The organism is Rathayibacter sp. VKM Ac-2801 (genome assembly GCF_009834245.1).
In the GTDB taxonomy this organism is placed as follows: domain Bacteria; phylum Actinomycetota; class Actinomycetes; order Actinomycetales; family Microbacteriaceae; genus Rathayibacter.
In genome coordinates, this window is record NZ_CP047183.1 from 2,071,159 (window position 1) to 2,094,900 (window position 23,742).

A 23,742-nucleotide genomic window follows, 5' to 3' on the forward strand; every position below is an offset into this window, starting at 1 on the left:
CGCGCGCCCGGGAGCGTCGTCCTGGAGGGTGACCGTCGTCGTCCCTCCGGCGTCAGAAGCCCAGGCGCCCCAGCAGCTTCGGGTCGCGCTGCCACTCCTTGGCGACCTTCACCCGGATGGAGAGGAAGACGCGGCGGCCCAGCAGGCGCTCGATCTGCTCCCGTGAGACGGCGCCCACCTCGCGCAGGCGCTGGCCGCCCTTGCCGATGATGATGCCCTTCTGGCTGTCGCGCTCCACGAAGACGTTGGCGTAGATGTCGATCAGCGAGCCGTCCTCGCGCTCGACCATGTCGTCGAGCGTCACGGCGAGGGAGTGCGGCAGCTCGTCCGAGACGCCCTCGAGGGCGGCCTCGCGGATGAACTCGGCGATCCGCGAGGACAGGTCCTCGTCGGTCACCGCCTCCTCCGGGTAGAGGGCGGGCGAGACCGGCATGAGGCGCAGCAGTTCGACGGCCAGGACGTCCAGCTGCTCCTCGGTCACGGCCGAGATCGGCACGATCGTGTCCCACTCGCGCAGCTCCGACACGGCGAGCAGCTGCTTCGCGACGGACTTCTTCGAGGAGAGGTCCACCTTCGAGACGATCGCGACCTTCCGTGCACGCGGGAAGGAGTCGAGCTGCTCGTTGATGAAGCGGTCGCCGGGGCCGATCGGCTCGTCGGCGGGGAACAGCATCCCGATCACGTCGACGTCGCCGAGGGTCGAGGTGACGAGCGAGTTGAGCCGCTCGCCGAGGAGCGTGCGCGGCCGGTGGATGCCGGGGGTGTCGACGACGACCAGCTGGCCGTCGGTGCGGTGCACGACCCCGCGGATCGCGCGCCGCGTGGTCTGGGGCTTGGAGCTCGTGATGGCGATCTTCTCGCCGACGAGGGCGTTCGTGAGCGTCGACTTGCCCACGTTGGGGCGGCCGACGAAGGACACGAAGCCCGCCCGGTAGGGAGCGGCGGCGGGAGTGGTGTCGGTCATCGTGCGTCCTCGTGCTGATCGCCCGTGGCTCCGCGGGTGGGAGCCGTGCTCGGGCTGGGGGTGGTGGTGCCGCCGTCCGCGATGATCGCGACGGGGCCGGTGCCGGGCTCGCCGGCGGTGTCCAGATCGGGATCGCGGCGGACGATCACCGTGGAGATGGTCCCACGGCGCGGGTCCGCCTGCTCGGCCTCGAGCAGCACTCCGCCGATCCGCGCCGTCGCGCCGCGCTCGGGGAGGCGCCCGTAGGCCTTGGTCAGGAGCCCGCCGACCGAGTCGACGTCGTCGTCCTCGAGGTCCAGCTCGAACAGCTCGCCGAGCTCGTCCACCGGCAGGCGCGCCGAGACGCGGTAGACGCCGGGCGCCGTCTCCTCGAAGAGATCGACCTCGCGGTCGTACTCGTCCGAGATGTCGCCGACGAGCTCCTCGATGAGGTCCTCCAGCGTCACCAGGCCCGCGATGCCGCCGTACTCGTCGACGACCATCGCGAGGTGGTTGGACTCGAGCTGCATCTGGCGGAGCAGCTCGTCGGCCTTCTTGGACTCGGGCACGAACAGCGCGGGGCGCGCGAGATCGGCGACCGTGTCGTCGTCGTCCGGCCGCTCGTAGGTGTGCCGGGCGACGTCGCGCAGGTAGAGCACGCCGAGGACGTCGTCGACGCCGTCGCCGATCACGGGGAGCCGGGAGATGCCGCGGCTCAGCAGGAGTCCCATGCCGGCGCCGACGGAGGAGGTCGCCTCGATCGTCACCATGTCGGTGCGGGGCACCATCACCTCGCGGACGAAGGTGTCGTTGAACTCGAAGATCGAGTGGATCAGCTCGCGGTCGTCCTGCTCGAGCACGTCCTGCTCGGTGGCCTCGTCGACCATGCTGAGCAGCTGCTCCTCGGAGGAGAAGCCCGCCGAGCGCCCGGTCCCCGGGGTCACCCGGTTGCCGAGGGCCACGAGCCCGTGCGCGACCGGGCCCAGCGCGAGCCGGAGCACGTGCACGAGCGAGGCGCTGGTGGACAGGACCGCGCGGGCGTTCGCGCGCCCGACGCTCCGCGGGCTGGAGCCGACCAGGACGAACGAGACCGCCGCCATGATGAGGACCGCCAGCAGGAGCGCGAGCCAGAGCTGCGGCACCTCGACGACCAGCACCGTGGTGACGAACACCGCGGCCGTGGTCTCGGCCGCGATCCGCGAGAAGTTGACGACGTTGACGTGGGCGCTCATGTCGCCCGCGATCGCGCGGAGCGCGCGGGCGCTGCGGGAGTGCTGGGCCATGTCGAGCAGGTCGCTGCGCGAGAGGACGCCGAGTGCGGCGTCGGTCGCCGCGAACCAGCCGCCGACGGCGACGAGCGCGAGGGCGGCGATGAGGAGCTGGAGAGTGGGCACGGCGCGCTCTAGCGGCGTCGCTCGCTGATGTGGAAGCCGACCAGGATGTCGCGCTGGATGCCGAACATCTCGCGCTCCTCCTCCGGCTCGGCGTGGTCGAAGCCGAGCAGGTGCAGGAGCCCGTGGGCGGTCAGCAGCTGGAGCTCGTCGAGCACGGAGTGGCCCGCCGCCTCGGCCTGCGACTGCGCGACCTGCGGGCAGAGCACGATGTCGCCCAGGAGCCCCGCGGGGGTCTGCTCGTCCTCGGTGCCGGGGCGCAGCTCGTCCATCGGGAAGCTGAGCACGTCGGTCGGCCCCGGCTCGTCCATCCACTGCACGTGCAGCTGCTCCATCGCGCCCTCGTCGACCAGCACGATCGCGAGCTCGGCGTCGGGGTGGACGTGGAGCGAGTCGAGCGCGTAGCCGGCGAGGCGCAGCAGGGCGGCCTCGTCGACGGGGACGCTCGACTCGTTGTTGATCTCGATGCTCACGGGGGCGGGTCTTCCTTCGGTTCGGGAGGGGCGGGCGGACTCAGCCGCGCGGAGGCTGGCGGTCGCCGGGCGGACGGGCGGCCTGGCCCCGGCGCTCGGCGCGGTTCGCGAACTCCCGGGCCTGCTCGCGCTCGAAGTGCTGCGCCTGCTTCTGCTGGTCGTACTCGGTGTACGCGTCCACGATGCGGCCGACCAGGCTGTGGCGCACCACGTCCTCGCTGGTCAGGCGCGAGAAGTGGATGTCGTCGATGCCGTCGAGAACCCGCGTCACGAGGCGGAGTCCGCTCGCGCCGGTCGGCAGGTCGACCTGGGTGATGTCGCCGGTGACGACCATCTTGGAGCCGAAGCCGAGGCGGGTGAGGAACATCTTCATCTGCTCGGGCGTGGTGTTCTGCGCCTCGTCGAGCACGACGAACGAGTTGTTGAGAGTGCGCCCGCGCATGTAGGCGAGCGGCGCGACCTCGATCGTGCCGGCCGCGAGCAGCTTCGGGACGATCTCGGGGTCCATCATCTCGTTGAGCGCGTCGTAGAGCGGCCGCAGGTACGGGTCGATCTTGTCGGTGAGCGAGCCGGGCAGGTAGCCCAGCCGCTCCCCCGCCTCGACCGCCGGACGGGTCAGGATGATCCGCTCGACCTCCTTGCGCTGCAGCGACTGCACGGCCTTCGCCATCGCCAGGTAGGTCTTGCCGGTCCCGGCCGGGCCGATGCCGAAGACGATCGTGTTCTGATCGACCGCGTCGACGTACTCGCGCTGGCCGAGCGTCTTGGGCCTCACACTCCGTCCGCGGGCGGTGAGGATGGCCTGGCCGAACGCCTCGGCCGGGCTCATCGGCCCGCCGTTCTGCAGGATGCGGGCGGACTCGCGCACGCCCTCCGGGTCGAGATCGTGCCCGCTCGCGGTCATGCGCACCAGTTCTTCCACCAGGCGCGTCGCCGCGGCGACGGGCTCGCGCTCGCCGTCGAGCGTCACCTCGTTGCCGCGCACGTGCACCCGGACATCGGGGAATCGTCCTTCGACCGCTCGGATGAGGCGGTCCTGGGGTCCGAGGAGGCGCACCATCGCGACTCCGTCGACGGCGACGACGCGCCGCGTCGTCTCGGACGCGTCCGCGCCGGGGGCGGGACGCTCGTCGGGGCTCGCGCCCGTGTTCTCAACCGCTGGCAAGGGAGCCTTCCGTCTGGTGGCCGCCCAGGACGTGGGCGTGGACGTGGAACACGGTCTGGCCCGCTTCTTCGCCGGAGTTGAAGACGAGGCGGAACTGACCGTTGCTGTGGGCGTCGGCGAGCGACTGGGCGACCTGCACCATCTCGGCGAGCAGGGCCGGATCGGCGGCGGCGAGGGCGGCGACCGTGGCGTACTCCTGGGTCTTCGGGAAGACGAGGAGGTGGACGGGCGCCTTCGGCTCGATGTCGGTGATCGCGAGGATGCGCTCGTTCTCGAACACCACATCGGCCGGGATCTCGCCCTGGACGATGCGCGTGAAGACGGTGGGTTCGCTCATGCACTCATCTTAAACGGGGCCCGTGCGCGGCGGGAGCCGCGTTCGCCCACGGCACCCTGCTCCGGCGCCCCGAGGCGCCTGGGGAGGAGCGTCACCAGCGGCCCAGGCGGGCCGAGAGGACGGCGATCGCAGCAGGCCCGGCGGTCGAGGTGCGCAGGACGGAGTCGCCGAGCGCGACGGCCTCGGCGCCCGCCTCCGCGAGCAGCCGCAACTCCTCCGGAGCGATGCCGCCCTCGGGCCCGACGACGAGCACCAGATCGCGTCCGTCGGGGACCACCTGGGAGAGCCGCGCCTGCGCCGAGGGCTCGAGGACCAGCACGCGCGCGGTCGCGGCGCGCGCGACGAGACCGCGCACCTGCTCGAGCGGCGCGACCTCGGGAACCCAGGGGCGCAGCGACTGCTTGCTCGCCTCGCGAACGATGGCGCGCCAGCGCTCCCGCCCCTTCTCCTCCTTCGGGCCCGACCACCGCGAGATCGACCGCGCGGCCTGCCACGGGACGACCTCGTCCACCCCGAGCTCGGTCGCCGCCTGCACGGCGAGCTCGTCGCGGTCGCCCTTCGCGAGCGCCTGGACGAGGACCAGGCGCGGGGACGGCACCGGGGACTCCTGCACCGACTCCACGACCAGCGCCACCCGCGCCGGCTCCGCGCTCTCGACGAGGGCGGTCGCGACGAGCCCGCGCCCGTCGCCGACCCGGACGCTCTCGCCCGCGCGGATCCGGCTGACGGTCGCGGCGTGCCGGGCCTCCGCGCCGGTGAGCGCGAGCCGGCCCCCGACGACGAAGCCGTCGGAGTCCAGCGACTCGTCGATGTAGTGGTGCGCCACGGGCTCAGCCCAGGAAGCGGTCGCGGAGCTTGGAGAACAGGCCCTGCTGGAAGTGGGTCAGCGCGGGCTTCTGCGGCTTGTAGTGCTTCGCCAGCTCCTGGACCAGCTCCCGCTCGCGGTGGCCCAGCTTCGTCGGGGTGACGACCTGGATGCCGATGCGGAGGTCGCCGCGTCCGCTGCCGCGCAGACGCGTGACTCCGCGACCCTTGATCGTGACGATCTCGGTGCTCTGCGTGCCCGGCTTGATCTCGATCTCGATGTCGCCGTCGAGCGCCTTGAGCGACGCCGTGGAGCCGAGGATCGCGTCCGTCATCTGCACCTCGAGGGTGCAGAGCAGGTCGTCGCCGTTGCGGCTGAAGACGTCGTGGTGCTTGACCTTGATCTCGAGGTACAGGTCGCCGTTGGGGCCGCCGGCCGGGCCGACCTCGCCGCTGCCGGGCATCTGCAGGCGCAGGCCCGTGTCGACTCCCGCGGGGACGTCGACGGGGATGGTGCGGCGGGCGCGGACGCGTCCCTGGCCCTGGCAGGTGGAGCAGGGGGTCGCGATGACGGTGCCGTAGCCGCGGCAGGTGCCGCAGGGGCTCGCCGTCATCACGTTGCCCAGGAGCGAGCGGACCGTGCGCTGGATCTGGCCGGAGCCGTGGCAGATGTCGCAGGTCACCGGCGAGGTGCCGGGCTGGCAGCACGAGCCCTGGCACGTCTCGCAGAGCACCGCCGTGTCGACCTCGAGGTCGCGGTGGGCGCCGAAGATGACCTCGTCGAGCGAGACCTCCACGCGCAGCAGGGCGTCCTGACCGCGCTCGCGGCGGGAGCGCGGTCCGCGGGACGAGCCCTGCGCGCCCTGGCCGAAGAAGGTCTCGAAGATGTCGCCGAACCCGCCGAAGCCCTGGCCTCCGCCGCCGAACCCCTCCTGGGGCCCGCGGTCGTACTGCGCCCGCTGCTGAGCGTCGCTCAGGACGTCGTAGGCGTGCGTGACGAGCTTGAAGCGCTCGGAGGCGTCCGCGCTCGGGTTGACGTCGGGGTGCAGCTCGCGGGCGAGTCGGCGGTACGCCTTCTTGATCTCGTCGGCGGAGGCGTCGCGGTCGACGCCCAGCACTTCGTAGTGATCGGCCACAGGTGGCTTCGTCCTTCGTTCGTGGGTCGGTGGGCCGGGCGCGGCGCACCGGGGGAACCGGCGGGGGCCGGGAGGTCGGGCCTACTCCTCGCCGAGGAGGCGGGAGAGGTAGCGGGCGACGGCGCGCACCGCGGTGATGTTGCCGGAGTAGTCCATCCGGATCGGTCCGAGCACGCCCAGGCGCGAGATCTGGCCGCCCGCGGTGTTGTAGCCGCTCGTGAGGACCGAGGTCTCCTGCAGCCCGAACGGGGCGTTCTCGCGGCCGATGCGCACCGAGATGCCCCGGGGATCCGGAGTCATCTCGGCGAAGAGCCGCAGGAGCTCCACCTGCTCCTCGATCGCCTCGAGCACCGGGTAGATGCTGCCCGAGAAGTCCTCCTCGGTGCGGACGAGGTTCGCGGCGCCGGCCATGACCAGGCGGTCCTGCCGATTGGCGCCGACCTGCTCGAGCAGGGTCTGCACGATCGGCGTCAGCACCTGCCGCCGCTCGGGGCTGAAGCGCTCCGCGACGGAGCCGAGCGTCTCGGCCGCCTGCTGGAGCCCCAGGCCGAGCACGGCCGTGTTGAGCTTCGCGCGGATCTCGCCGAGGAGCGCGTCGTCCACGTCCTCCGGGGTCTCGAGCACGCGCTGGTCGACCCGGCCCGTGTCGGTGATCAGCACCGACAGGAGGCGGCGGGGCGCGAGGGCGACGAGCTCCACGTGGCGCAGCCGCGCGGCTCCGAACGACGGGTACTGCACGAGCGCGACGCTGTTGGTGAGCTGCGAGAGCAGGCGGACGGTCTTGACCAGCACCTCGTCGAGGTCCGGGCTCTGTCCGAGGAACGTCTCGATCGCCTGGCGCTGCGCGGAGGTGAGCGGGCGCAGGTCGGCCAGCTGGTCGACGAAGAGGCGGTAGCCCTTGTCGGTCGGCACGCGTCCGGAGGAGGTGTGCGGAGCCGCGATCAGCTCCTCCTCCTCGAGCTGGGCCATCTCGTTGCGGATGGTGGCGGCCGAGACGCCGAACGCGTGGCGCTCGACGATCGACTTGGAGCCCACCGGCTCCCGGTTCGCCACGTAGTCCTGCACGATCACGCGCAGGACCTGGAGACCGCGCTCCGTCACCATACGACCGACCTCCCGCCGGACTCCGAGTGCCCGCGGGCACGACCGTCTGCGGCGCTGACGCCGCGCGGAGCCTGGCACTCCGCAACTCTGAGTGCCAATCATAACCGGGAGGCAGACCGCCAGGCGGGGTTGCGCGGGGATCGGCCGGGGTGCACTCCTGCAGGGCCTCGGGGAGGAGCCCCGTCATCCCCGAGGAGGAGGTCCCGCGCGGCCCGGTGCGCGGGGGGTCGCCTCATGCCACGATGGACGCCGAGTGCACGGGGGAAGCCCGTCGCCGCCGCCGGAACGGAGACCATCATGTCGGCCACCCCTCCCCCGCCCCCCGTCTACGGGACCCCGGCTCCGCCGCTGAACCCGGCCGACGAGAAGACCTGGGCGATCGTCACGCACGTGACCGGCATCTTCTTCAGCTTCCTGCCCTCGCTGATCGTCTTCCTGGTCTTCAAGGGGCGCGGACCGTTCCTCGAGGCGCACGCCAAGACGGCCCTCAACTTCCACCTGACGACGCTGATCGCCTACGTCGCCGGGACGATCCTGTCCTTCGTGCTCGTCGGCTTCATCGTGTTCCTGGTCGTGCCGATCCTGGTGATCGTCTTCGCGATCATCGCCTCGGTGCGCGCCAGCGCGGGCGAGTACTACACGTACCCGCTCAGCATCCCGTTCTTCAAGTAGCCGCGGCACCGGGGCGGCCGTTCGCGGGCCGCCCCGGGACCCGGCCTCAGCCGTCGGTGAGCCGGCGCACGACCGCGTCGGCCAGCAGACGGCCGCGCAGGGTCAGCACGATCCGCCCGCGGAGCGCCGCCCGGCCGTCGACGAGGCCGTCGGCGATGAGCCCCGCCACCTCGCTGCGCCGAGCGGCGTCGATCGAGTCGATCGGCAGCCCGTCCGCCAGGCGCGAGCGCAGCAGCACGTCCTCCACCCGCCGCGTGCCCGCGTCGAGGGTCTCGCGCCCGGCAGCGGGCGAGGCTCCGGTGCTCAGCCGGTCGGCGTAGGCCGCCGGGTGCTTCACGTTCCACCAGCGCACGCCCCCGACGTGGCTGTGCGCGCCGGGACCGACGCCCCACCAGTCGTGGCCGAGCCAGTACGAGAGGTTGTGCCGGGAGCGGTGCGCGTCGTCGCGCGCCCAGTTGCTGACCTCGTACCAGGAGTACCCGGCCGCGGCCAGGCGCGCGTCGGCGAGCTCGTACATGTCGGCGGTGAGGTCGTCGTCGGGGGTCGCGACCTCGCCGCGGCGGATCTGCCGGGCGAGCTTCGTGCCGTCCTCCACGATCAGGGCGTAGGCCGAGAGGTGGTCCGGCCGGTTGGCCAGCGCGGAGTCGAGCGACCGCTCCCAGTCGGCCAGGGACTCCCCCGGCGTGCCGTAGATGAGGTCGAGGCTGACCTGCAGGCCGGCCTCCCGCGCCCACTCGACCACGAGCGGGACCCGCTCCGGGTCGTGGGTGCGCTCCAGCGTGGCGAGGACGTGCGGCACGGCCGACTGCATGCCGAAGCTGACTCGGGTGAATCCCGCCTCGGCCAGCGCGCCGAGGTAGGCGGCGTCGACGGAGTCGGGGTTCGCCTCGGTGGTGATCTCGGCGTCGGGCGCGACCCCGAAGTGGGTGCGGAGGCCGTCCAGCATCCGCACCAGGTCGCCGGCGGGCAGCAGCGTGGGCGTACCGCCGCCGAAGAAGACCGTGCGGGCGGGGCGCCGGGGCAGGCCCGCGCGCTCGAGCACCTCGGCGCCGAGAGCCATCTCGGTGATCGCCTCGTCGGCGTAGTCCTGCTGCTTCGCCCCGCGGAGCTCCGTCGCCGTGTAGGTGTTGAAGTCGCAGTACCCGCAGCGGACCCGGCAGAACGGCACGTGCACGTAGAGGCCGAGGTCGCGCTGCTCCACGCCGTCGACGACGGACGCGGGCAGTCCGCCGTCGAGCGGAGCAGGATCGGCGATCGGGAGGGCGCTCCCCACGTCAGCTGACGCGCGCCGGCAGCAGCGCGCGCAGGTACTTGGCGACCTGGCGCTTCTGCACGGCGCGCAGCAGCGGCGCGCCCAGGCGGTAGAGGCGGGTGGAGGGACGCGAGAAGACCCGGATGACGAGCCAGACCGAGTCGTCCGCGCGCTTCTCGACGACGAAGGACTCCTCGCCGCTCTCGGGGTGGCCCTCGAGAGTGCCGTAGGCGAAGCCGACCTGGTCGGGTTCGTCGACGACGTAGACCACGCGCACCGGGGCGTCGAAGACGCGGCCGAGCAGGGTCACACGGAGCACGGCGGTGACGCCGGCGGTGATGTAGGGGGTGCCGTCGGGGGCGAAGTGCTCCTCCGTCGGCCGGCTGACGAGGTCGATCGGGGTGCCCGCGGCGTCGAAGTTGACGCCGGTGTACTGCACGCCGCTGCCGCTGGTGATGTCGGTCACCTCGATGCCGCTGCCGCGCTGCACGCCCCAGGTCATCAGGGACGCGGTGGTGATGGCGAAGCGCTCGTCGCCCGAGCCGAGCCGGGCCTCGAAGCGCTCGGCCGTGAAGCCGTCCGGCGGGTACTCGAGCAGGTCGGGGGCCAGCGTGCCGCCGACGGCCGCGTAGGTGACCTGCGGCTGGCCCTCGAAGTTGGAGCGGCGGATGCTCACGTCCCGACCTTCTTCCCGGACTCCTCGAGCGCGGCGCGCGTCGAGTCCGCGCGCCGGGTGGTGCTGTCCATCCGACTCAGCGTATCCGACGCTCGCGGCGCGGAGCCGGGAGACGACGGAGGGCCCTCCCCGCCGGAGCGGGAGGAGGGCCCTCGTCGTGGTGCGGGTCGGCTCAGCTGCAGGGAGTCAGCTTCTGGACGGCCGGCGACAGGGTGCCGGTGCCGCCGAGGAGGACGACGCGCGTCGCTCCGCCGGCCTTGATGTCCTGCAGCACCTTGACCGGCACGCAGGTCGGGGGCACGGCGAAGAGGGGGCTCCCCGTGCGCCCGGCGGCCGCGGCTCCGGCCAGGGCGTCGGGGAAGTTCTCGCCGGTGGCCAGGAACACGGTCTTCGACCCGCGGGGGAAGGCCGCCCGGTTGAGCTGCTCCGAGGTGTCGTAGCGGTCGACTCCGCCGATGCGGGTCACGGCCGGTCCGGCCGGCACCGTGAGGGAGTTCTGGATGCCGGCGCTGACCGACAGCTCGGAGCCCGCGATGGTGAGCACCGGAGGCCGGAGCCCCCTCAGGATCCCGACGGTGGTCGGGTCGGCCGCCGGGAGGCCGCCGTTCACGAGGACGACGGGGGCGGAGTTCTTGCCCGCGGCGGCGGTGGCGCTGAGCGCGTCGGGGAACTTCTCGCCGGTCGCGAGCCAGGCCCCCTTCGGCGAGCCGCCTCCGAAGGCGCTCTCGATGATCTTCCGCGACGTGTCGTAGCGGTCGGTGCCTCCGAGGCGGAAGACCCTCCCGTTCGCGTACTGGCCGAGGTCGGTGGCGAGGGCGTCGCTGACGCTGAGGTCGGAGCCGACGACGACGATCCGCTGGGGCTTGAGACGGGTGAGCTCGTCGCGGACGACCTGGCTCACCGAGTCGCGGTCGACCAGGAGGAGCGGGCCGCCCTGCTTCGCGGCGGCGGGACCAGCGCTGAGCGCGTCGGGGAAGTTCGCGCCGGTGGCGATGTAGACGACGGGCACGCCGGGGGTGTCGAAGGTCGCCTTCGAGATCTCGACGGCGGTGCCCTGGCGGTCGGTGCCCGCGAGGCGGACGACCTCGGGGCCGGTGCCCGAGGTCGGCGTCGGGGTGGGGGTGGTCGTCGACGGGACGACGCGCAGCGGCGCGCGCACGATGACGCCGGTGCCGGCCGGCTGCTCGCCGCCACGGCTGAGTCCCTTCACCTCGACGGACGGGGCTCCGAGCGGCGACGTGTCGCTGAAGTTGAGGTAGCGGTCGAAGAACTCCTGGGTCGGCCGGATCGCGACGCCTCGTCCGTCCTCCACGACCGTGGGGGCGGCCTTCAGGCGGCCGCCGTCGTCCGTGCCGACCGTGGCGCTGAGGCCCGCGAGGTCGAAGAAGCCGGGAACGCCGGAGTCGAGGACGATGACGTCGCCCGCGCCGGCCTCGGTGACGGTGCCGCCGCCGGCCCAGAATTCGCCGCCGGCGCGATCGGAGGAGGTGGACGTCGACAGGTCGAGGTCGGCCTCCGTGGATCCGCTCGCAGCAGCCACGGCGAGGGTGGCGGAGAGGCCGAGGACGAAGCCTGTCCGGTCGACGCCGGCCGGAGCGTAGGCGTCGGCCGCCTCGTCCTCGACGCCGTTCAGGCGGAGCGAGAGCGAGGTGCCGCCGAAGGAGCCGGCGGCGCGCCCGATCGGGATGTCGATCGAATTGGTGGCGGTGTCGACGACGGATTCGCCGCTCGCGAGGTCCGTCGCGGTGCTGCCCAGCTGCCACTCCACGACCCGGTAGCCGGGGTGCGACCACTCGGTGAAGGTGTCGGGTGCGGTGGAGTCGGGCAGCTCGACGGTCAGCGTGGTCGCGTCTCCGGGCACCGGCAGCGGCTCGGTGCTGCCGAACCGGCCGTTGTCCGACCAGAAGTAGGGCGCGGGCGCGACCGTGATCACCCTGTTCGCTGCGGAGGCCGGTCCCGCCGCCACCAGCGATCCCGCTGCGACGGCCGCGATGCTCGCGAGCGCCGCCCCCGTCCTGATCCAGCGCTTCCTCGTGCTCGTAGGCACCACGGACTACCACCCTTCGTCATGGTGGAGGACCGGTCGTCGACGCTGCAGCCCCCCGTGCGAATCGATCCCGATCCACGGCCGCGTCCTGGCGTCCGAAAGCTATCGGTCCGCTGAGAGGCGCCGCAATCCCCGCGGACACGATGTCCCGGACGGGGGGTGCGTCACCCGTCCGGGAGGGAGGACGGGCGCCGGCGCCGGGGCGACGGGGCTCGCGCTACTTCTTGTCCTTGGTCTCGACGTCGCCCGAGAGCGCGGCGATGAACGCCTCCTGGGGGACCTCGACGCGGCCGACCATCTTCATCCGCTTCTTGCCCTCCTTCTGCTTCTCGAGGAGCTTGCGCTTGCGGGTGATGTCGCCGCCGTAGCACTTGGCCAGGACGTCCTTGCGCATCGCGCTGATCGACTCGCGGGCGATGATCCGGGCGCCGATGGCGGCCTGGATCGGCACCTCGAACTGCTGCCGCGGGATCAGCTTGCGCAGGCGTCCCGTCATCAGCACGCCGTAGGCGTAGGCCTTCTCCCGGTGCACGATGGCGCTGAACGCGTCGACCTGCTCGCCCTGCAGCAGGATGTCGACCTTCACCAGGTCGGCCTCCTGCGAGCCGGCGGGCTCGTAGTCGAGCGACGCGTAGCCGGCGGTCTTCGACTTGAGGTTGTCGAAGAAGTCGAAGACGATCTCGCCGAGGGGCATGTGGTAGCGGATCTCGACCCGGTCCTCGCCCAGGTACTCCATGCCGATCAGGGTTCCGCGGCGGCTCTGGCAGAGCTCCATGATCGTGCCGACGTAGTCCTTCGGCGCGAGGATCGCGGCCTTGACGATCGGCTCCGTGACGGCGGCGATCTTGCCGACGGGGAACTCGCTCGGGTTGGTGACGGTGACGGTCTTCTTGTCCTCCGTCGAGACCTCGTAGATGACCGAGGGCGCCGTGGTGATGAGGTCGAGCCCGAACTCGCGCTGCAGGCGCTCGGTGATGATCTCGAGGTGCAGTAGGCCGAGGAAGCCGCAGCGGAAGCCGAAGCCGAGCGCCACCGACGTCTCGGGCTCGTACACGAGCGCCGCGTCCGAGAGCTTGAGCTTGTCGAGGGCCTCGCGCAGGTCCGGGTAGTCGCTGCCGTCGATCGGGTAGAGGCCCGAGAAGACCATCGGCAGCGGCTCGGTGTAGCCGGGCAGCGCCTGCGTCGCGGGCTTGGACGCCGTGGTGACGGTGTCGCCGACCTTCGACTGGCGGACGTCCTTCACACCGGTGATCAGGTAGCCCACCTCGCCGACCGCGAGACCCTGCGTCGCGACGGGCTCGGGGCTCGACACGCCGATCTCGAGGATCTCGTGCGTGGCGCGGGTCGACATCATCTGGATCTTCTCGCGCGGCGAGAGCTTGCCGTCGATCATCCGGACGTAGGTGACGACGCCGCGGTAGGCGTCGTACACGGAGTCGAAGATCATGGCGCGCGCGGGGGCGGACGGGTCGCCGACGGGCGGCGGGATGAGCTCGGTGACGCGGTCGAGCAGCGCCTCGACGCCCATGCCGGTCTTGCCGGAGACGCGGAGGACGTCGTCCGGTTCGCCGCCGATGAGGCTCGCGAGCTCCTTCGCGTACTTCTCGGGGTCGGCGGCCGGCAGGTCGATCTTGTTCAGGACCGGGATGATCGTGAGGTCGTTCTCGAGCGCGAGGTAGAGGTTCGCGAGCGTCTGGGCCTCGATGCCCTGCGCCGCGTCGACCAGGAGGATCGCGCCCTCGCAGGCCGCCAGCGAGCGGCTGACCTCGTAGGAGAAGTCGACGTGGCCCGGAGTGTCGATCATGTTCAGGGCGAACGTGCGCCCGTCGCGCTCCCATGGCATCCGCACGGCCTGCGACTTGATCGTGATGCCGCGCTCGCGCTCGATGTCCATGCGGTCGAGGTACTGCGCGCGCATCGCCCGGTCCTCGACGACACCCGTGATGCCGAGCATCCGGTCGGCGAGGGTGGACTTGCCGTGGTCGATGTGGGCGATGATGCAGAAGTTGCGGATGGACGCCGGATCGGTCGCGGCGGGCTCGAGCCCGGAGTGTGCACGTGGAGACATCGTGGGACCAGTGTCCCATGCCCGGCGGCGGAGGCCGGGACCGGGCGCTACAGATCGAGTCCGTAGGTGCGGGTGGGCTCGACGCCGGGCGGGTTCTCGCGCTCGCCGAGGCGGACGAAGCCCATGCTCTCGTAGAGGGCGTGCGCGGTGGTCATCAGCGTGCCGCTGTTCATCACGACCCGCTGGAGGCCCCGCTCGGCGGCGAGCATCACGACGAACTCGGTGAGCAGGCGCCCGAGTCCCCGCCCGCGCGCCTCCGGGGCGACGGCGAGCAGCCGCCAGTCCAGCTCGCCGGGGCGGCCGAGCTCGTAGAGGTTCGCGCCCGGGCGCGCGGTGGTGACGGTGGCGAGGATCCGCCCGTCGCCCTCGACGGCGACCCAGACCTCGCCCTCGGCGTCGTGGCGGGCGACCGCGGCGACGTCGGCGGCGTACTCCTCGCCCAGCTCGTAGTCGTGGGCGTAGGCGGCGAGCCGGAGGCGCGAGACCTCGTCGTACTCCTCCGCCCGGACGCGGCGGACCAGCACCTCGGCGGCGCTCATCCGCGCACCGGGGCCGGGAGCGAGCGAAGCCCGTGCTCGAGCGCGGCGGGGTCCGCGGCGAGGCAGACGCGGATCCAGCCCTCGCCGGTGCGGCCGAAGGCGCTGCCGGGCGCGACGGCGACGAGGGTCTCGAGGAGGAACGACTCGACCCACGAGGCGACGTCCCCGCCGGTCGCGTGCGCCATGTCGATCCACAGGTAGAACGCGCCCTCGGGCTCGCGGTAGGCGATCCCGAGCTCGTCGAGCACTCCCGTCGCGAGCCGCAGGTTGGCGAGGTAGTGGTCGGAGGCGGAGGCCACCGCGTCCTGCGGCCCGGTCAGAGCGGCGAGGGCAGCGCGCTGGTCCGGAGTGGCGACGCAGCTGATCGCCGCCTCCTGCACGGTGACCATGATCGAGGTGAAGCCGGGAGGTGTCACGAGGTAGCCGACGCGGACGCCGGTCATCGCGTAGGTCTTCGAGAAGGAGAAGACACTGAGGACGCGGTCGGCATCGTCCCCGCGCTCTTGCGCGATCGCCGCGAGGCTCACATGCGGGCGCCCGTAGGTGAAGTACTCGTAGACCTCGTCGCTGAGCACCCAGAGGTCGTGGCGCCGGGCGATGTCGAGCAGGCGCTCGAGGACCTCTCTCGGGAACACCACGCCGAGCGGGTTGGACGGGCTGTTGACGATCAAGACGCGGGTCCGGTCGGTGATGAGGCGCTCGATCTCGTCGGGATCGGGGAGGAAGGCGTTCTCGGCGCGCAGCGTGTACGGCACGGGCACGGCGCCGATGGTCCGCGCGTTGGTCGTGAAGACGGTGTAGCCGGGGTCGGGGATCAGCACCTCGTCGCCGGGGCCGAGCAGGAGCGTCATCGCCTGGTGCAGCGCCTGCGTGGCGCCGACGGTCACCCAGACCTGCTCGACGTCGGCCTCGATGCCGTTGTCGCGCGCCAGCTTCTCCACGATCGCCCGCCGCAGCTCGGGGACGCCGCCGTTCGGCCCGTAGCGGGTGTCGTCGGCCGCCCACGCCGCCCGGGCCGCCTCGATGATGTGCGGCGCGGTCGGCACGTCGGGCTCGCCCACCGCGAGGAGGGTGACTCCGTCGAGCCGCAGCGCGATCTCGAACAGGTGGCGGATGCCCGAGGGCGGCACCGCGGAGAGGTGATCGGCGAGACGGGGCACCGGCGTCACGTTACCGGCGGCCCCGAGGCGCGAGACGCCACTGCGCCCCGCATCCCCCGGCGTGTCGCCCCGGCGGCCTCGACGCGGACGGCGGTGCACCCGCGGGCGCGGCGCGGTTGAAGGGTGACGACGGGTGCGCTAAAGTTCCTTGTTGGCTTGCGCTCCCCCTCCGGACACCCGGCAGGCGTGGAGTGATCAGAAGCCGGCGACCTCCAGTCGCACCGCAGGGCGTTCAGACGCCCGCGGAAGGGGCACTCCGTCGAGTAGCCGGCTGCACACACGCACATCCGAGAAGAAGGTAATCCACGTGGCAAACATCAAGTCGCAGATCAAGCGCAACCTCACCAACAAGAAGGCGAACGAGCGCAACAAGGCCGTCAAGAGCGAGCTGAAGACCGCCATCCGCTCGGTCCACACCGCCATCGCCGCCGGCGACACCGAGAAGGCCGGCACCGCCCTCGCCTTCGCCGCCAAGAAGCTCGACAAGGCCGCCAGCAAGGGCGTCATCCACAAGAACCAGGCCGCGAACCGCAAGTCGGCCATCGCGAAGCAGGTCGCCGCGCTGTAATACTGCGCGAAGCTGCAACGACGAAGGGTCCGGCCTCTGGCCGGGCCCTTCGTCGTTGCAGCTTCGCGGTCGACGGCCTCCTCGTTCCTCGTCGGCCGTCGCGCGGTCGGCTCCCACGGGTGGTCGCGGTGGGAGGAGCGGGTCCCGTTCCGGGTACGACGATCCGCTCGCACGCGGATCGCCGGTGAGCGGTGCCGTCTTCGACGGGCTCCTCGTGCCTCGTCGCCCGTCGCGCAGTCGGCTCCCACGGGTGGTCGCGGTGGGAGGAGCGGGTTCCGATCCGGGTACGACGATCCGCTGGCACGCGGATCGCCGGTGACCCTGCGAGGTGGACGACTCCCTCGAGCGCCGATCGCCGATCGCTCCGCGGAGGGGCTGATCACTTACGGCCGGTCGAGTAGGCGCGAAGCGGCGTATCGGGACCTGCCGGCTCCGAGGTCGATCCTGTGAAGCGGATCTCGGCGGGGGCTTCTCGGGCGGGTCAGAGGCCTCGGGCGGAGACGACGGAGACCATGCGCTCGAGGGCGTAGACGGGGTCGCGGGTGGCGCCCTTCACGTTGGCGTCGGCATCGGCGACCGTGAGGATCGCGGTGCCGAGGCCCTCGCCGGTCCAGCCCTGCAGGTCGCGCCGGGCCCGGTCCACCTGCCACGGAGCGAGGCCCAGGCGCGAGGCGACCTGGCCCGAGCCCTCCCGGGAGCCGGCGACCTTCGCCATGGTGCGCAGCTTGCTCGCGAACGCGGCGACGATCGGGACCGGGTCGGCGCCGGAGGCGAGGGCGTGGCGGAGCCCGAGCAGCGCCTCGCCGTGACGACCCGCGATCGCGGAGTCGGCGACGGTGAAGGCCGTCGTCTCGACGCGGCCGCCGTAGTACTTCGCGACGGTCGCCTCGGTGATCTCGCCGGTGACGTCGGACAGCAGCTGCTGGCACGCCGACGCGAGCTCGTCGAGGTCGTCGGAGAACGCCGACACCAGGGCGCGGACGGCGCCGGTGGTCGCCGTGCGGCCGGCGGTACGGAACTCGGCGATCGCGAAGTCGACCTTGTCGCTCTCGCGCTTGAGCTCGGCGCAGACGATCTCGATTCCGCCGCCCGTGCCCGAGCGGATGGCGTCGAGGAGCTTCTTGCCCCGGTTGCCGCCGCCGTGGCGGAGCACCAGGGTCGCCCCGTCCGCGGGCGCCGAGAGGTAGTCGAGGGTCTCGAGGAGGAACGCGTCCGTGCACTTCTCGACATTCGACACGCGGATGAGGCGTGGCTCGTCGAAGAGGGACGGGCTCGCGAGCGTCAGGAGCTCCCCCGGCGCGTAGCCGCCGGCGTCGATGTCGCTGACCTCGAGGCTCGGATCCTCGGCGCGGAGGAACTCGCGGAGGAAGCGCAGCGCGCGGTCGGCGAGGAACTGCTCCGGGCCGGTGATCAGCACGATCGGCGCCGGCCGGGTCTGGTTCCAGGCGAGCTGCGGGATCGCGGCCTTCGAGGGCGCTGCCTTCGCGCGCGCCGGGGCCCTGCCTGCCATGCCGTGTCCTTCCGTGCCGCGCCCGTCCGAGCGCCCTCCACCCTACGGCCCGCTCGCGGCGCCCCGAGGCCGCCGCGGAAGCCGTCGCGCCGCTCGCCCAGACCGCGATCCCGTCGCTGCGGGACGCGAGCACGACCGTACCCTCGACATCCGACCTCAGCGCCTCGACCCCGCGCTCGGCCAGCAGGGCGAGGAGCGACGGCTTCGGGTGTCCGTAGTCGTTCCCCGCCCCGACGGAGATCAGTCCGACGCCCGCGCCGAGCGCGTCGTAGAGCGCGGGCGACTGATCGGCGGAGCCGTGGTGCGCGACCTTGACCACGTCGACCCGGCCGACCTGTAGCCGGGAGACGCGCCCCTGCTCCTGCTCGCCGAGATCGCCCAGCAGCGCGACGGAGAGCGGGCCGCCACGGGTGTCCGGGCCGATGTCGACCCGGAGGGTCACGCTCGCCTCGTTCCCGCGCAGCGCGCTCCTGCGCTCCGGCCACTCGACCCTCCAGCGCAGCGAGCCGAGGGCGCCGCTGTCACCGCGGACCGCCTCCTGCACGGCGACCCCCGCGCCGGTGAGCGCCGCCCGGTCGCGCTCGTCGTCGCGGCCCGCGACGGGCCCGACGAGCGCGGCGTCGGTCCGTCCGAGGACGGCCTGGAGCCCGCCGACGTGGTCGAGGTCGTAGTGCGTGAGCACCAGCAGCGGGATCCGGTCCACTCCCATCAGGCGGAGGCAGGCCTCGAGCGGTGCGGGCTCGGGTCCCGTGTCGACGAGCAGCACGCCCGCGTCTCCCCGGAGGAGGACCGCGTCTCCCTGCCCGACGTCGCACATCGCGACGCGCCAGTCCTCGGGCACCGAGGCGGCGCGGAGGAGCGGCGTGGCGACGGTGGTGCCGCCGGCGGCCGCGATCGCGCACGCCAGCCCGACCGCGGCGATCCTGCGCACCCTTGCGAGCCGCGGCGCGCGCGTGACCAGCACGAGCGCGAGCAGGGTCAGGACGGTGAGCGCGAGCGCTCCTCCCACTCCCGGCCACCAGGCGATCCTGGGGGCGGGCCACGAGTCGACGGCGCGGGCGATCGCGGCGATCCACCAGGCGGGGACGGCGGCGAGACGGATCGCCGCGTCGGCGGCTCCGGGCCACCACGGAGCGAGCAGGCAGCCGATGAGCCCCAGCCCGGTCGCGGCGGGTGCCGCCGGCTCGGCGAGCAGGTTGGCGAGCACTCCGTACACCGGCACCGACGGGTCCACGAGCAGCAGCACGGGCTGGCAGGCGAGCTGCGCCGCGGTCGGCACCGCGAGGAGCAGGGCGAGCGGCCGGGGCAGCACCCGGCCGAGAGCGCTCGCGATCGGCTCGGCGAGCAGCAGGAGTCCGGCCGTGGCGAGGACGGACAGCACGAAGCCGAGCCTCCCCGCGATCGACGGGTCGGCGGCCACGAGCACGACGACGGTCGCGAGCAGGGCGGGCACCGCCGCTCCGGAGCGCCGCCCGAGCCGCGCGAGGAGGACCACCGTCGCCATCACCGCGGCCCGCACCACGCTCGGCTCGGGGGTCACCAGCACGACGAAGCCTGCGAGCAGGGCGAGGGCGGCGACGGTCCGGAGGCGGCGCCCGGCACCGAGGAGCGCCGCGATCGTCCAGCCGGCGACCACCACGACTGCGCAGTTGGCGCCCGAGACGGCGGTCAGGTGCGTGAGCGACGCGGTGCGCATCGCCTCCTCGAGCCCTGCGTCGAGCGCGGACGTGTCGCCGGTCGCGAGCCCGGGCAGCAGCCCCGCGACATCGCCGCCGACCACCCCCGCGCGGTCGAGGAAGCGCGAGCGCAGCACCTCCGCAACGGCCGCCGCTCCTCCGGGACCGCGCCGGTCCTGGACGGACGCCGCCCTCAGCATCGTCGCCTCGCCGACCGGCCCCTCCGCTGCCCCTGCGCGGGCCTTCAGGTCGAGCTCGGCACCGACCGACAGCCGGCCGCCGGGATCGGCGAGCAGCACGCGGACCGGGGCCGCGGTCGACGCGTTTCCCACCCGCAGCGCCGTCGCGTCGAACCACACTCCTCCGGTGGCGAGCGGACGGGCACCCGTGTCGACGCGCACGGTGACCGGGGTGAGGGCGCGGTCCTCCTGGGCCGTCCGCAGCGACGCCGGATGATCTCCGGGCGCCGCGGCCACGACGGAGGTGAGGGCGAGGGCGGCGCCGGCGCCCGCGACGAGCACCGCGCCGACCAGCCGTCCGCCGAGGCCGCGCCGGAGGAGGACGCACGCCGTCCCGAGGAGCACCCAGGCCGCGGCGCACCACGCGGGGCCCCACTCGAGTACCGCCGCGACCGGCAGCATCCCGGCCGCCCACGCCGTGCTCCAGGCGGCCGCCGCCGCCGGCAGGAGCCGCAGGTCCGCCGCCCGGACGCTCCTCACGGCGCGACCTGGTCGCGGAACGCGGCGAGCGTCTTCTCGCCGATCCCGGGGACCTCGAGCAGCTGGTCGACGGAGGTGAACGGTCCGTTCGCCTCCCGGTGGGCGACGATCTTCTTCGCAGTCGCGGGGCCTATCTCGGGCAGCTCCTCCAGCTGGGCCGCCGTCGCCGTGCTCAGGCTCAGCACGGATCCGGCGGCGGAGGCCCCTCCCGGAGCGGATCCGCCCGGCGCCGCTCCCCTCGCGGCCGGCGCCGCTCCCACGGCCGGCACGACGATCTGCTCGCCGTCGACGAGCCTCCGGGCCAGGTTGACCGCGGCGCGCTCCGCCGACTCCTGGAACCCGCCGGCCGCGGCGACCGCGTCCGCCACCCGCGCCTCCGGCGACAGGACGTACAGCCCCGGGGCGGCGACCTCGCCGGCCACGTGCACGTAGAGCGACTCGGCCACCGCAGCGGGCGCATTCGTCGTCACGGCGGGCTCCAGGACGCGCTCGTGCCCGCTCGACCGCGCTCCGGCGAGCAGCACCGCGACGACCGCGGCGCCGATCACGAGCACGACCGCCGCTCCCACCCCCACGCGCCAGCGCGGGCGGGCGCGCCGGGGCCGCAGCAGCGCCGTCGGCTGCTCGTCGTCCGTCCCGCTGGTCTCTGGCATCCGACGACGGTAGGACGCGAGTCACCGCCCGGAACGGCCGCCGACGCCGACCCGGGGAGAGCCCGCCGGATCGCCTCCCTGTGGAGGAGCGGGCGGCCCAGGCGCAGCACGCACGACCGGGCCCCTCCCGCGAGAGGAGGAGCCCCGTCAGCACGAAGCGGCTAGACCGCCTTCGTCACCAGGTTCACCAGGCGCGGCGCCCGCACGATCGCCTTCACGACCTCGCGGCCGACGAGAGCCCGGGCGACGCCGGCCGTGGCCCGCGCCTTCTCCTCGAGCTCGTCGGAGGAGATCTTCGGCGAGACCTCGAGCCGGTCGCGGACCTTGCCGTCGACCTGCAGGATCGCCGTGACCTTCTCCTCGACCAGGAGCGACGGGTCGGCCTTGCGCCACAGCGCGTGCGCGACGGTGCCCTCGTAGCCCAGACGGTGCCACATGTCCTCGGCCGTGTACGGCGCGAACAGGTTGAGGGCCATCGCGACCACCTCGACCGCCTCGCGGACCGCGGGGTCGCCGGCTCCGGCGCCCGAGTCGACGACCTTGCGGGTCGCGTTGACGAGCTCCATCAGCCGCGCGACCACGACGTTGAACTTGAACGCCTCGATCAGCGACGGGGACTCCGCGAGGAAGCGGTGCGTCTGGCGGCGCAGAGCCGCGTCGCCCGTCCTCCACTCGACGTCGGGCTTCGAGGTGACGTCCTTCGCCAGGCGCCAGGCGCGGGCCAGGAACTTCGCGCTGCCGCCGGGCGAGACGTCGGCCCAGTCGATGTCGTCCTCGGGCGGGCCGGCGAACGCCATCGTCAGGCGCACGGCGTCGACGCCGAACTCGTCCAGCTGGTCCGACAGGCGGACGATGTTGCCCTTCGACTTCGACATCGCCGCGCCGTCCATCTGCACCATGCCCTGGTTCAGCAGCGCCGTGAACGGCTCCGTGAACGAGACGTAGCCCAGGTCGAACAGCACCTTGGTGATGAAGCGCGCGTACAGCAGGTGCAGGATCGCGTGCGTCACGCCTCCGACGTACTGGTCGACCGGCGCCCACTTCTCGGCGAGCTTCGGATCGAACGCCTGCGTGTCGTCCTTCGGCGAGAGGAAGCGGAGGAAGTACCACGAGGAGTCGACGAAGGTGTCCATCGTGTCCGGATCCCGGCGCGCGGGCGAGCCGTCCACCGGGTGCGGCACGTTCACCCAGTCCTCCGCCGCTCCCAGCGGCGACGAGCCCTTCGGCTGCAGATCGAGGCCGTCGGTGGAGGGCAGGACGACGGGCAGCTGGTCCTCGGGCACCGGCACGAGCTCGCCGTCGGCTCCGTGGATGATCGGGATGGGGGTGCCCCAGTAGCGCTGGCGCGAGATCAGCCAGTCGCGCAGGCGGTAGTTCTTGGCCGAGCGGCCGCGGCCGCGCTCCTCGAGCATCCTGGTGACGCGCTCGATGGCGGTGCGCTTGGAGAGCCCGTCGAGCGGACCGGAGTTGATCAGGCGGCCGTCGCCGGTCAGCGCCTCGCCGGTCGTGGCGGGGTCGAGCGAGTACTCCTTCTCGAGCGCGGCCAGCTCCTCCGGGTCCTCCGGGATGACCGGGATCGCCCCGGTGACGGAGGCGTTGGTGTCGACGACCACGCGCACGGGCAGGTCGAACGCGCGGGCGAAGTCGAGGTCGCGCTGGTCGTGCGCGGGCACGGCCATGACGGCGCCGTGGCCGTAGTCGGAGAGGACGTAGTCGGCGGCCCAGATCGGCAGCCGCTCGCCGTTCACGGGGTTCACCGCGTAGCGGCCGAGGAACACGCCGGTCTTGGGGCGGTCGGCGGTCAGGCGCTCGATCTCGCTCGACTTCTGCACCGTCTCGAGGTAGCTGCGGAACGCGTCGCGGATCGCGGGCTCGGAGCCCTCGACCAGCTCGGAGGCGAGGTCCGAGTCGGGCGCGACGACCATGAAGGTCGCCCCGTAGAGCGTGTCCGGACGCGTGGTGAAGACGGTGACGCGCTCGTCGCGGCCCTCGATCTCGAACTCGACGTCGGCGCCGATGGAGCGGCCGATCCAGTTGCGCTGCATGGCGATGACCTTCGACGGCCAGGAGCCCTCGAGCTGGTTCAGGTCGTCGAGCAGGCGGTCGGCGTAGTCGGTGATCTTGAAGTACCACTGCGTGAGCTTCTTCTTGACCACGACCGCGCCGGAGCGCTCGGAGGTGCCGTCCGCCAGGACCTGCTCGTTCGCCAGGACCGTCTGGTCCACCGGGTCCCAGTTGACCCAGCTGTCCTTGCGGTAGGCGAGGCCCTTCTCGTACATCTTGAGGAACAGCCACTGGTTCCACTTGTAGTACTCGGGGTCGGAGGTGTGCAGCACGCGGTCCCAGTCGAAGGACGCGGCGTAGCGCTTCATCGAGCGCTTCTGCTGCTCGATGTTGTCGTAGGTCCAGGTGACCGGGTTCAGTCCGCGCTTGATCGCGGCGTTCTCGGCGGGCAGGCCGAAGCTGTCCCAGCCGATCGGGTGGAGGACGTTGAAGCCCTGCTGGCGCCAGTAGCGCGCGATGACGTCGCCGAGCGCGTACGCCTCGGCGTGGCCCATGTGCAGGTCGCCCGAGGGGTACGGGAACATGTCGAGCACGTACTTGCGGGGGCGCTTGTCGTCGGGGTCGTCCGTCGCGAACGGGCGCGTCTCCTCCCAGATCGGGAGCCACTTCTCCTGGAGCGCTCGGAAGTCGTAGCGCTCCTCGTCGCTCGCGCCGGTCTGCCGGGAGGTGTCTTCTGCCACAGGTGCTTCTCACTTCTGAAGGAGGGGGAGAACGCGCACGCGTGGGCGGCTGCGTTCGACCATCAACCCTACTGGCCCTGCGCGCACGGCAGACGAACGCGGCGC

Annotated in this window: 20 protein-coding genes; 3 read left to right on the forward strand and 17 right to left on the reverse strand. The window is 72.6% G+C overall.

The genetic code is table 11. The features are described from left to right. Window positions 1-52 precede the first annotated feature (52 nt). The 8 genes from era to hrcA form a co-directional block, all read right to left on the reverse strand. A complete protein-coding gene (era, locus tag GSU45_RS09570; protein ID WP_159914514.1) occupies window positions 53-964 on the reverse strand; it encodes a GTPase Era in 912 nt (303 codons plus the stop codon). Then, window positions 961-2,337, reverse strand: coding sequence for a hemolysin family protein (locus GSU45_RS09575; RefSeq protein ID WP_104223425.1), 1,377 nt, complete (start codon window positions 2,335-2,337; stop codon window positions 961-963). The genes era and GSU45_RS09575 overlap by 4 nt, the downstream gene beginning before the upstream one ends. An 8-nt stretch (window positions 2,338-2,345) precedes the next feature. After that, window positions 2,346-2,807, reverse strand: a complete 462-nt coding sequence (ybeY, locus tag GSU45_RS09580; RefSeq protein WP_159858479.1) for an rRNA maturation RNase YbeY — start codon at window positions 2,805-2,807, stop codon at window positions 2,346-2,348. 40 nt (window positions 2,808-2,847) lie between these two features. Further along, a complete protein-coding gene (locus GSU45_RS09585; protein WP_159917029.1) occupies window positions 2,848-3,867 on the reverse strand; it encodes a PhoH family protein in 1,020 nt (339 codons plus the stop codon). Between the two features lie 91 nt (window positions 3,868-3,958). Beyond that, window positions 3,959-4,309 (reverse strand): HIT domain-containing protein, encoded by a 351-nt coding sequence (locus GSU45_RS09590; RefSeq protein ID WP_159914516.1) that lies wholly within the window; start codon window positions 4,307-4,309, stop codon window positions 3,959-3,961. 91 nt (window positions 4,310-4,400) lie between these two features. Continuing rightward, window positions 4,401-5,135 carry a 16S rRNA (uracil(1498)-N(3))-methyltransferase gene (locus GSU45_RS09595; RefSeq protein WP_159914518.1) on the reverse strand — a complete coding sequence of 245 codons (735 nt, stop codon included), beginning with the start codon at window positions 5,133-5,135 and terminating at the stop codon, window positions 4,401-4,403. Between the two features lie 4 nt (window positions 5,136-5,139). After that, the gene (gene dnaJ, locus GSU45_RS09600; protein WP_159914520.1) at window positions 5,140-6,249 is read right to left on the reverse strand and encodes a molecular chaperone DnaJ; all 1,110 of its coding nucleotides are present in this window, start codon (window positions 6,247-6,249) and stop codon (window positions 5,140-5,142) included. Between the two features lie 81 nt (window positions 6,250-6,330). Continuing rightward, window positions 6,331-7,353: a heat-inducible transcriptional repressor HrcA gene (gene hrcA, locus GSU45_RS09605; RefSeq protein ID WP_104276574.1), complete on the reverse strand. Its 1,023-nt coding sequence runs from the start codon at window positions 7,351-7,353 to the stop codon at window positions 6,331-6,333. A 297-nt stretch (window positions 7,354-7,650) separates the two neighbouring features. On the opposite strand from hrcA, the gene GSU45_RS09610 reads away from it, so the two are divergent. After that, the gene (locus tag GSU45_RS09610) at window positions 7,651-8,025 is read left to right on the forward strand and encodes a DUF4870 domain-containing protein (RefSeq protein ID WP_104223130.1); all 375 of its coding nucleotides are present in this window, start codon (window positions 7,651-7,653) and stop codon (window positions 8,023-8,025) included. A gap of 46 nt (window positions 8,026-8,071) precedes the next feature. Here the strand turns inward: GSU45_RS09610 and hemW are convergent, their stop codons facing one another. From hemW to GSU45_RS09640, 6 genes are all read right to left on the reverse strand, one after another. After that, entirely contained in the window at window positions 8,072-9,298 is a 1,227-nt protein-coding gene (hemW, locus tag GSU45_RS09615) for a radical SAM family heme chaperone HemW (protein WP_159914522.1), read from the reverse strand. Window position 9,299: 1 nt separating this feature from the next. Next, window positions 9,300-9,953, reverse strand: coding sequence for a DUF1990 domain-containing protein (locus tag GSU45_RS09620; protein WP_244248081.1), 654 nt, complete (start codon window positions 9,951-9,953; stop codon window positions 9,300-9,302). Between the two features lie 172 nt (window positions 9,954-10,125). Further along, complete coding sequence (locus tag GSU45_RS09625) at window positions 10,126-12,003, reverse strand: cell wall-binding repeat-containing protein (protein WP_159914524.1); 1,878 nt, start codon at window positions 12,001-12,003, stop codon at window positions 10,126-10,128. A gap of 214 nt (window positions 12,004-12,217) precedes the next feature. Then, window positions 12,218-14,068 carry a translation elongation factor 4 gene (lepA, locus tag GSU45_RS09630; protein WP_159914526.1) on the reverse strand — a complete coding sequence of 617 codons (1,851 nt, stop codon included), beginning with the start codon at window positions 14,066-14,068 and terminating at the stop codon, window positions 12,218-12,220. A 47-nt stretch (window positions 14,069-14,115) separates the two neighbouring features. Continuing rightward, window positions 14,116-14,607: a GNAT family N-acetyltransferase gene (locus GSU45_RS09635; protein ID WP_159914528.1), complete on the reverse strand. Its 492-nt coding sequence runs from the start codon at window positions 14,605-14,607 to the stop codon at window positions 14,116-14,118. Beyond that, window positions 14,604-15,767, reverse strand: coding sequence for an aminotransferase class I/II-fold pyridoxal phosphate-dependent enzyme (locus tag GSU45_RS09640; protein WP_159914530.1), 1,164 nt, complete (start codon window positions 15,765-15,767; stop codon window positions 14,604-14,606). Before GSU45_RS09640 ends, GSU45_RS09635 begins: the two co-directional genes overlap by 4 nt. A 307-nt stretch (window positions 15,768-16,074) precedes the next feature. On the opposite strand from GSU45_RS09640, the gene rpsT reads away from it, so the two are divergent. Next, on the forward strand, window positions 16,075-16,335 hold the full coding sequence (rpsT, locus tag GSU45_RS09645; RefSeq protein WP_097165711.1) for a 30S ribosomal protein S20: 261 nt from the start codon (window positions 16,075-16,077) through the stop codon (window positions 16,333-16,335). A 481-nt stretch (window positions 16,336-16,816) separates the two neighbouring features. On the opposite strand, the gene holA is transcribed toward rpsT, so the two are convergent. Continuing rightward, window positions 16,817-17,845, reverse strand: a complete 1,029-nt coding sequence (gene holA, locus GSU45_RS09650; protein WP_104225645.1) for a DNA polymerase III subunit delta — start codon at window positions 17,843-17,845, stop codon at window positions 16,817-16,819. 863 nt (window positions 17,846-18,708) lie between these two features. Here holA and GSU45_RS17245 point away from each other — a divergent pair. Continuing rightward, window positions 18,709-19,977: a hypothetical protein gene (locus GSU45_RS17245; protein ID WP_244248082.1), complete on the forward strand. Its 1,269-nt coding sequence runs from the start codon at window positions 18,709-18,711 to the stop codon at window positions 19,975-19,977. Between the two features lie 259 nt (window positions 19,978-20,236). Here the strand turns inward: GSU45_RS17245 and GSU45_RS09665 are convergent, their stop codons facing one another. After that, window positions 20,237-20,893, reverse strand: coding sequence for a ComEA family DNA-binding protein (locus GSU45_RS09665; protein WP_159914532.1), 657 nt, complete (start codon window positions 20,891-20,893; stop codon window positions 20,237-20,239). Window positions 20,894-21,054: 161 nt separating this feature from the next. Further along, window positions 21,055-23,637, reverse strand: a complete 2,583-nt coding sequence (leuS, locus tag GSU45_RS09670) for a leucine--tRNA ligase (RefSeq protein WP_159914534.1) — start codon at window positions 23,635-23,637, stop codon at window positions 21,055-21,057. Between the last annotated feature and the right edge of the window lie 105 nt (window positions 23,638-23,742).

What these genes read in the sequence shown, in the direction of transcription:
- era (WP_159914514.1), bottom strand. Translation starts at nt 964, where the DNA reads ATGACCGACACCACTCCCGCCGCCGCTCCCTACCGGGCGGGCTTCGTG.
- GSU45_RS09585 (WP_159917029.1), bottom strand. Translation starts at nt 3,867, where the DNA reads ATGGTGCGCCTCCTCGGACCCCAGGACCGCCTCATCCGAGCGGTCGAA.
- GSU45_RS09590 (WP_159914516.1), bottom strand. Translation starts at nt 4,309, where the DNA reads ATGAGCGAACCCACCGTCTTCACGCGCATCGTCCAGGGCGAGATCCCG.
- hrcA (WP_104276574.1), bottom strand. Translation starts at nt 7,353, where the DNA reads ATGGTGACGGAGCGCGGTCTCCAGGTCCTGCGCGTGATCGTGCAGGAC.
- GSU45_RS09610 (WP_104223130.1), top strand. Translation starts at nt 7,651, where the DNA reads ATGTCGGCCACCCCTCCCCCGCCCCCCGTCTACGGGACCCCGGCTCCG.
- lepA (WP_159914526.1), bottom strand. Translation starts at nt 14,068, where the DNA reads ATGTCTCCACGTGCACACTCCGGGCTCGAGCCCGCCGCGACCGATCCG.
- GSU45_RS09635 (WP_159914528.1), bottom strand. Translation starts at nt 14,607, where the DNA reads ATGAGCGCCGCCGAGGTGCTGGTCCGCCGCGTCCGGGCGGAGGAGTAC.
- holA (WP_104225645.1), bottom strand. Translation starts at nt 17,845, where the DNA reads ATGGCAGGCAGGGCCCCGGCGCGCGCGAAGGCAGCGCCCTCGAAGGCC.
- GSU45_RS09665 (WP_159914532.1), bottom strand. Translation starts at nt 20,893, where the DNA reads ATGCCAGAGACCAGCGGGACGGACGACGAGCAGCCGACGGCGCTGCTG.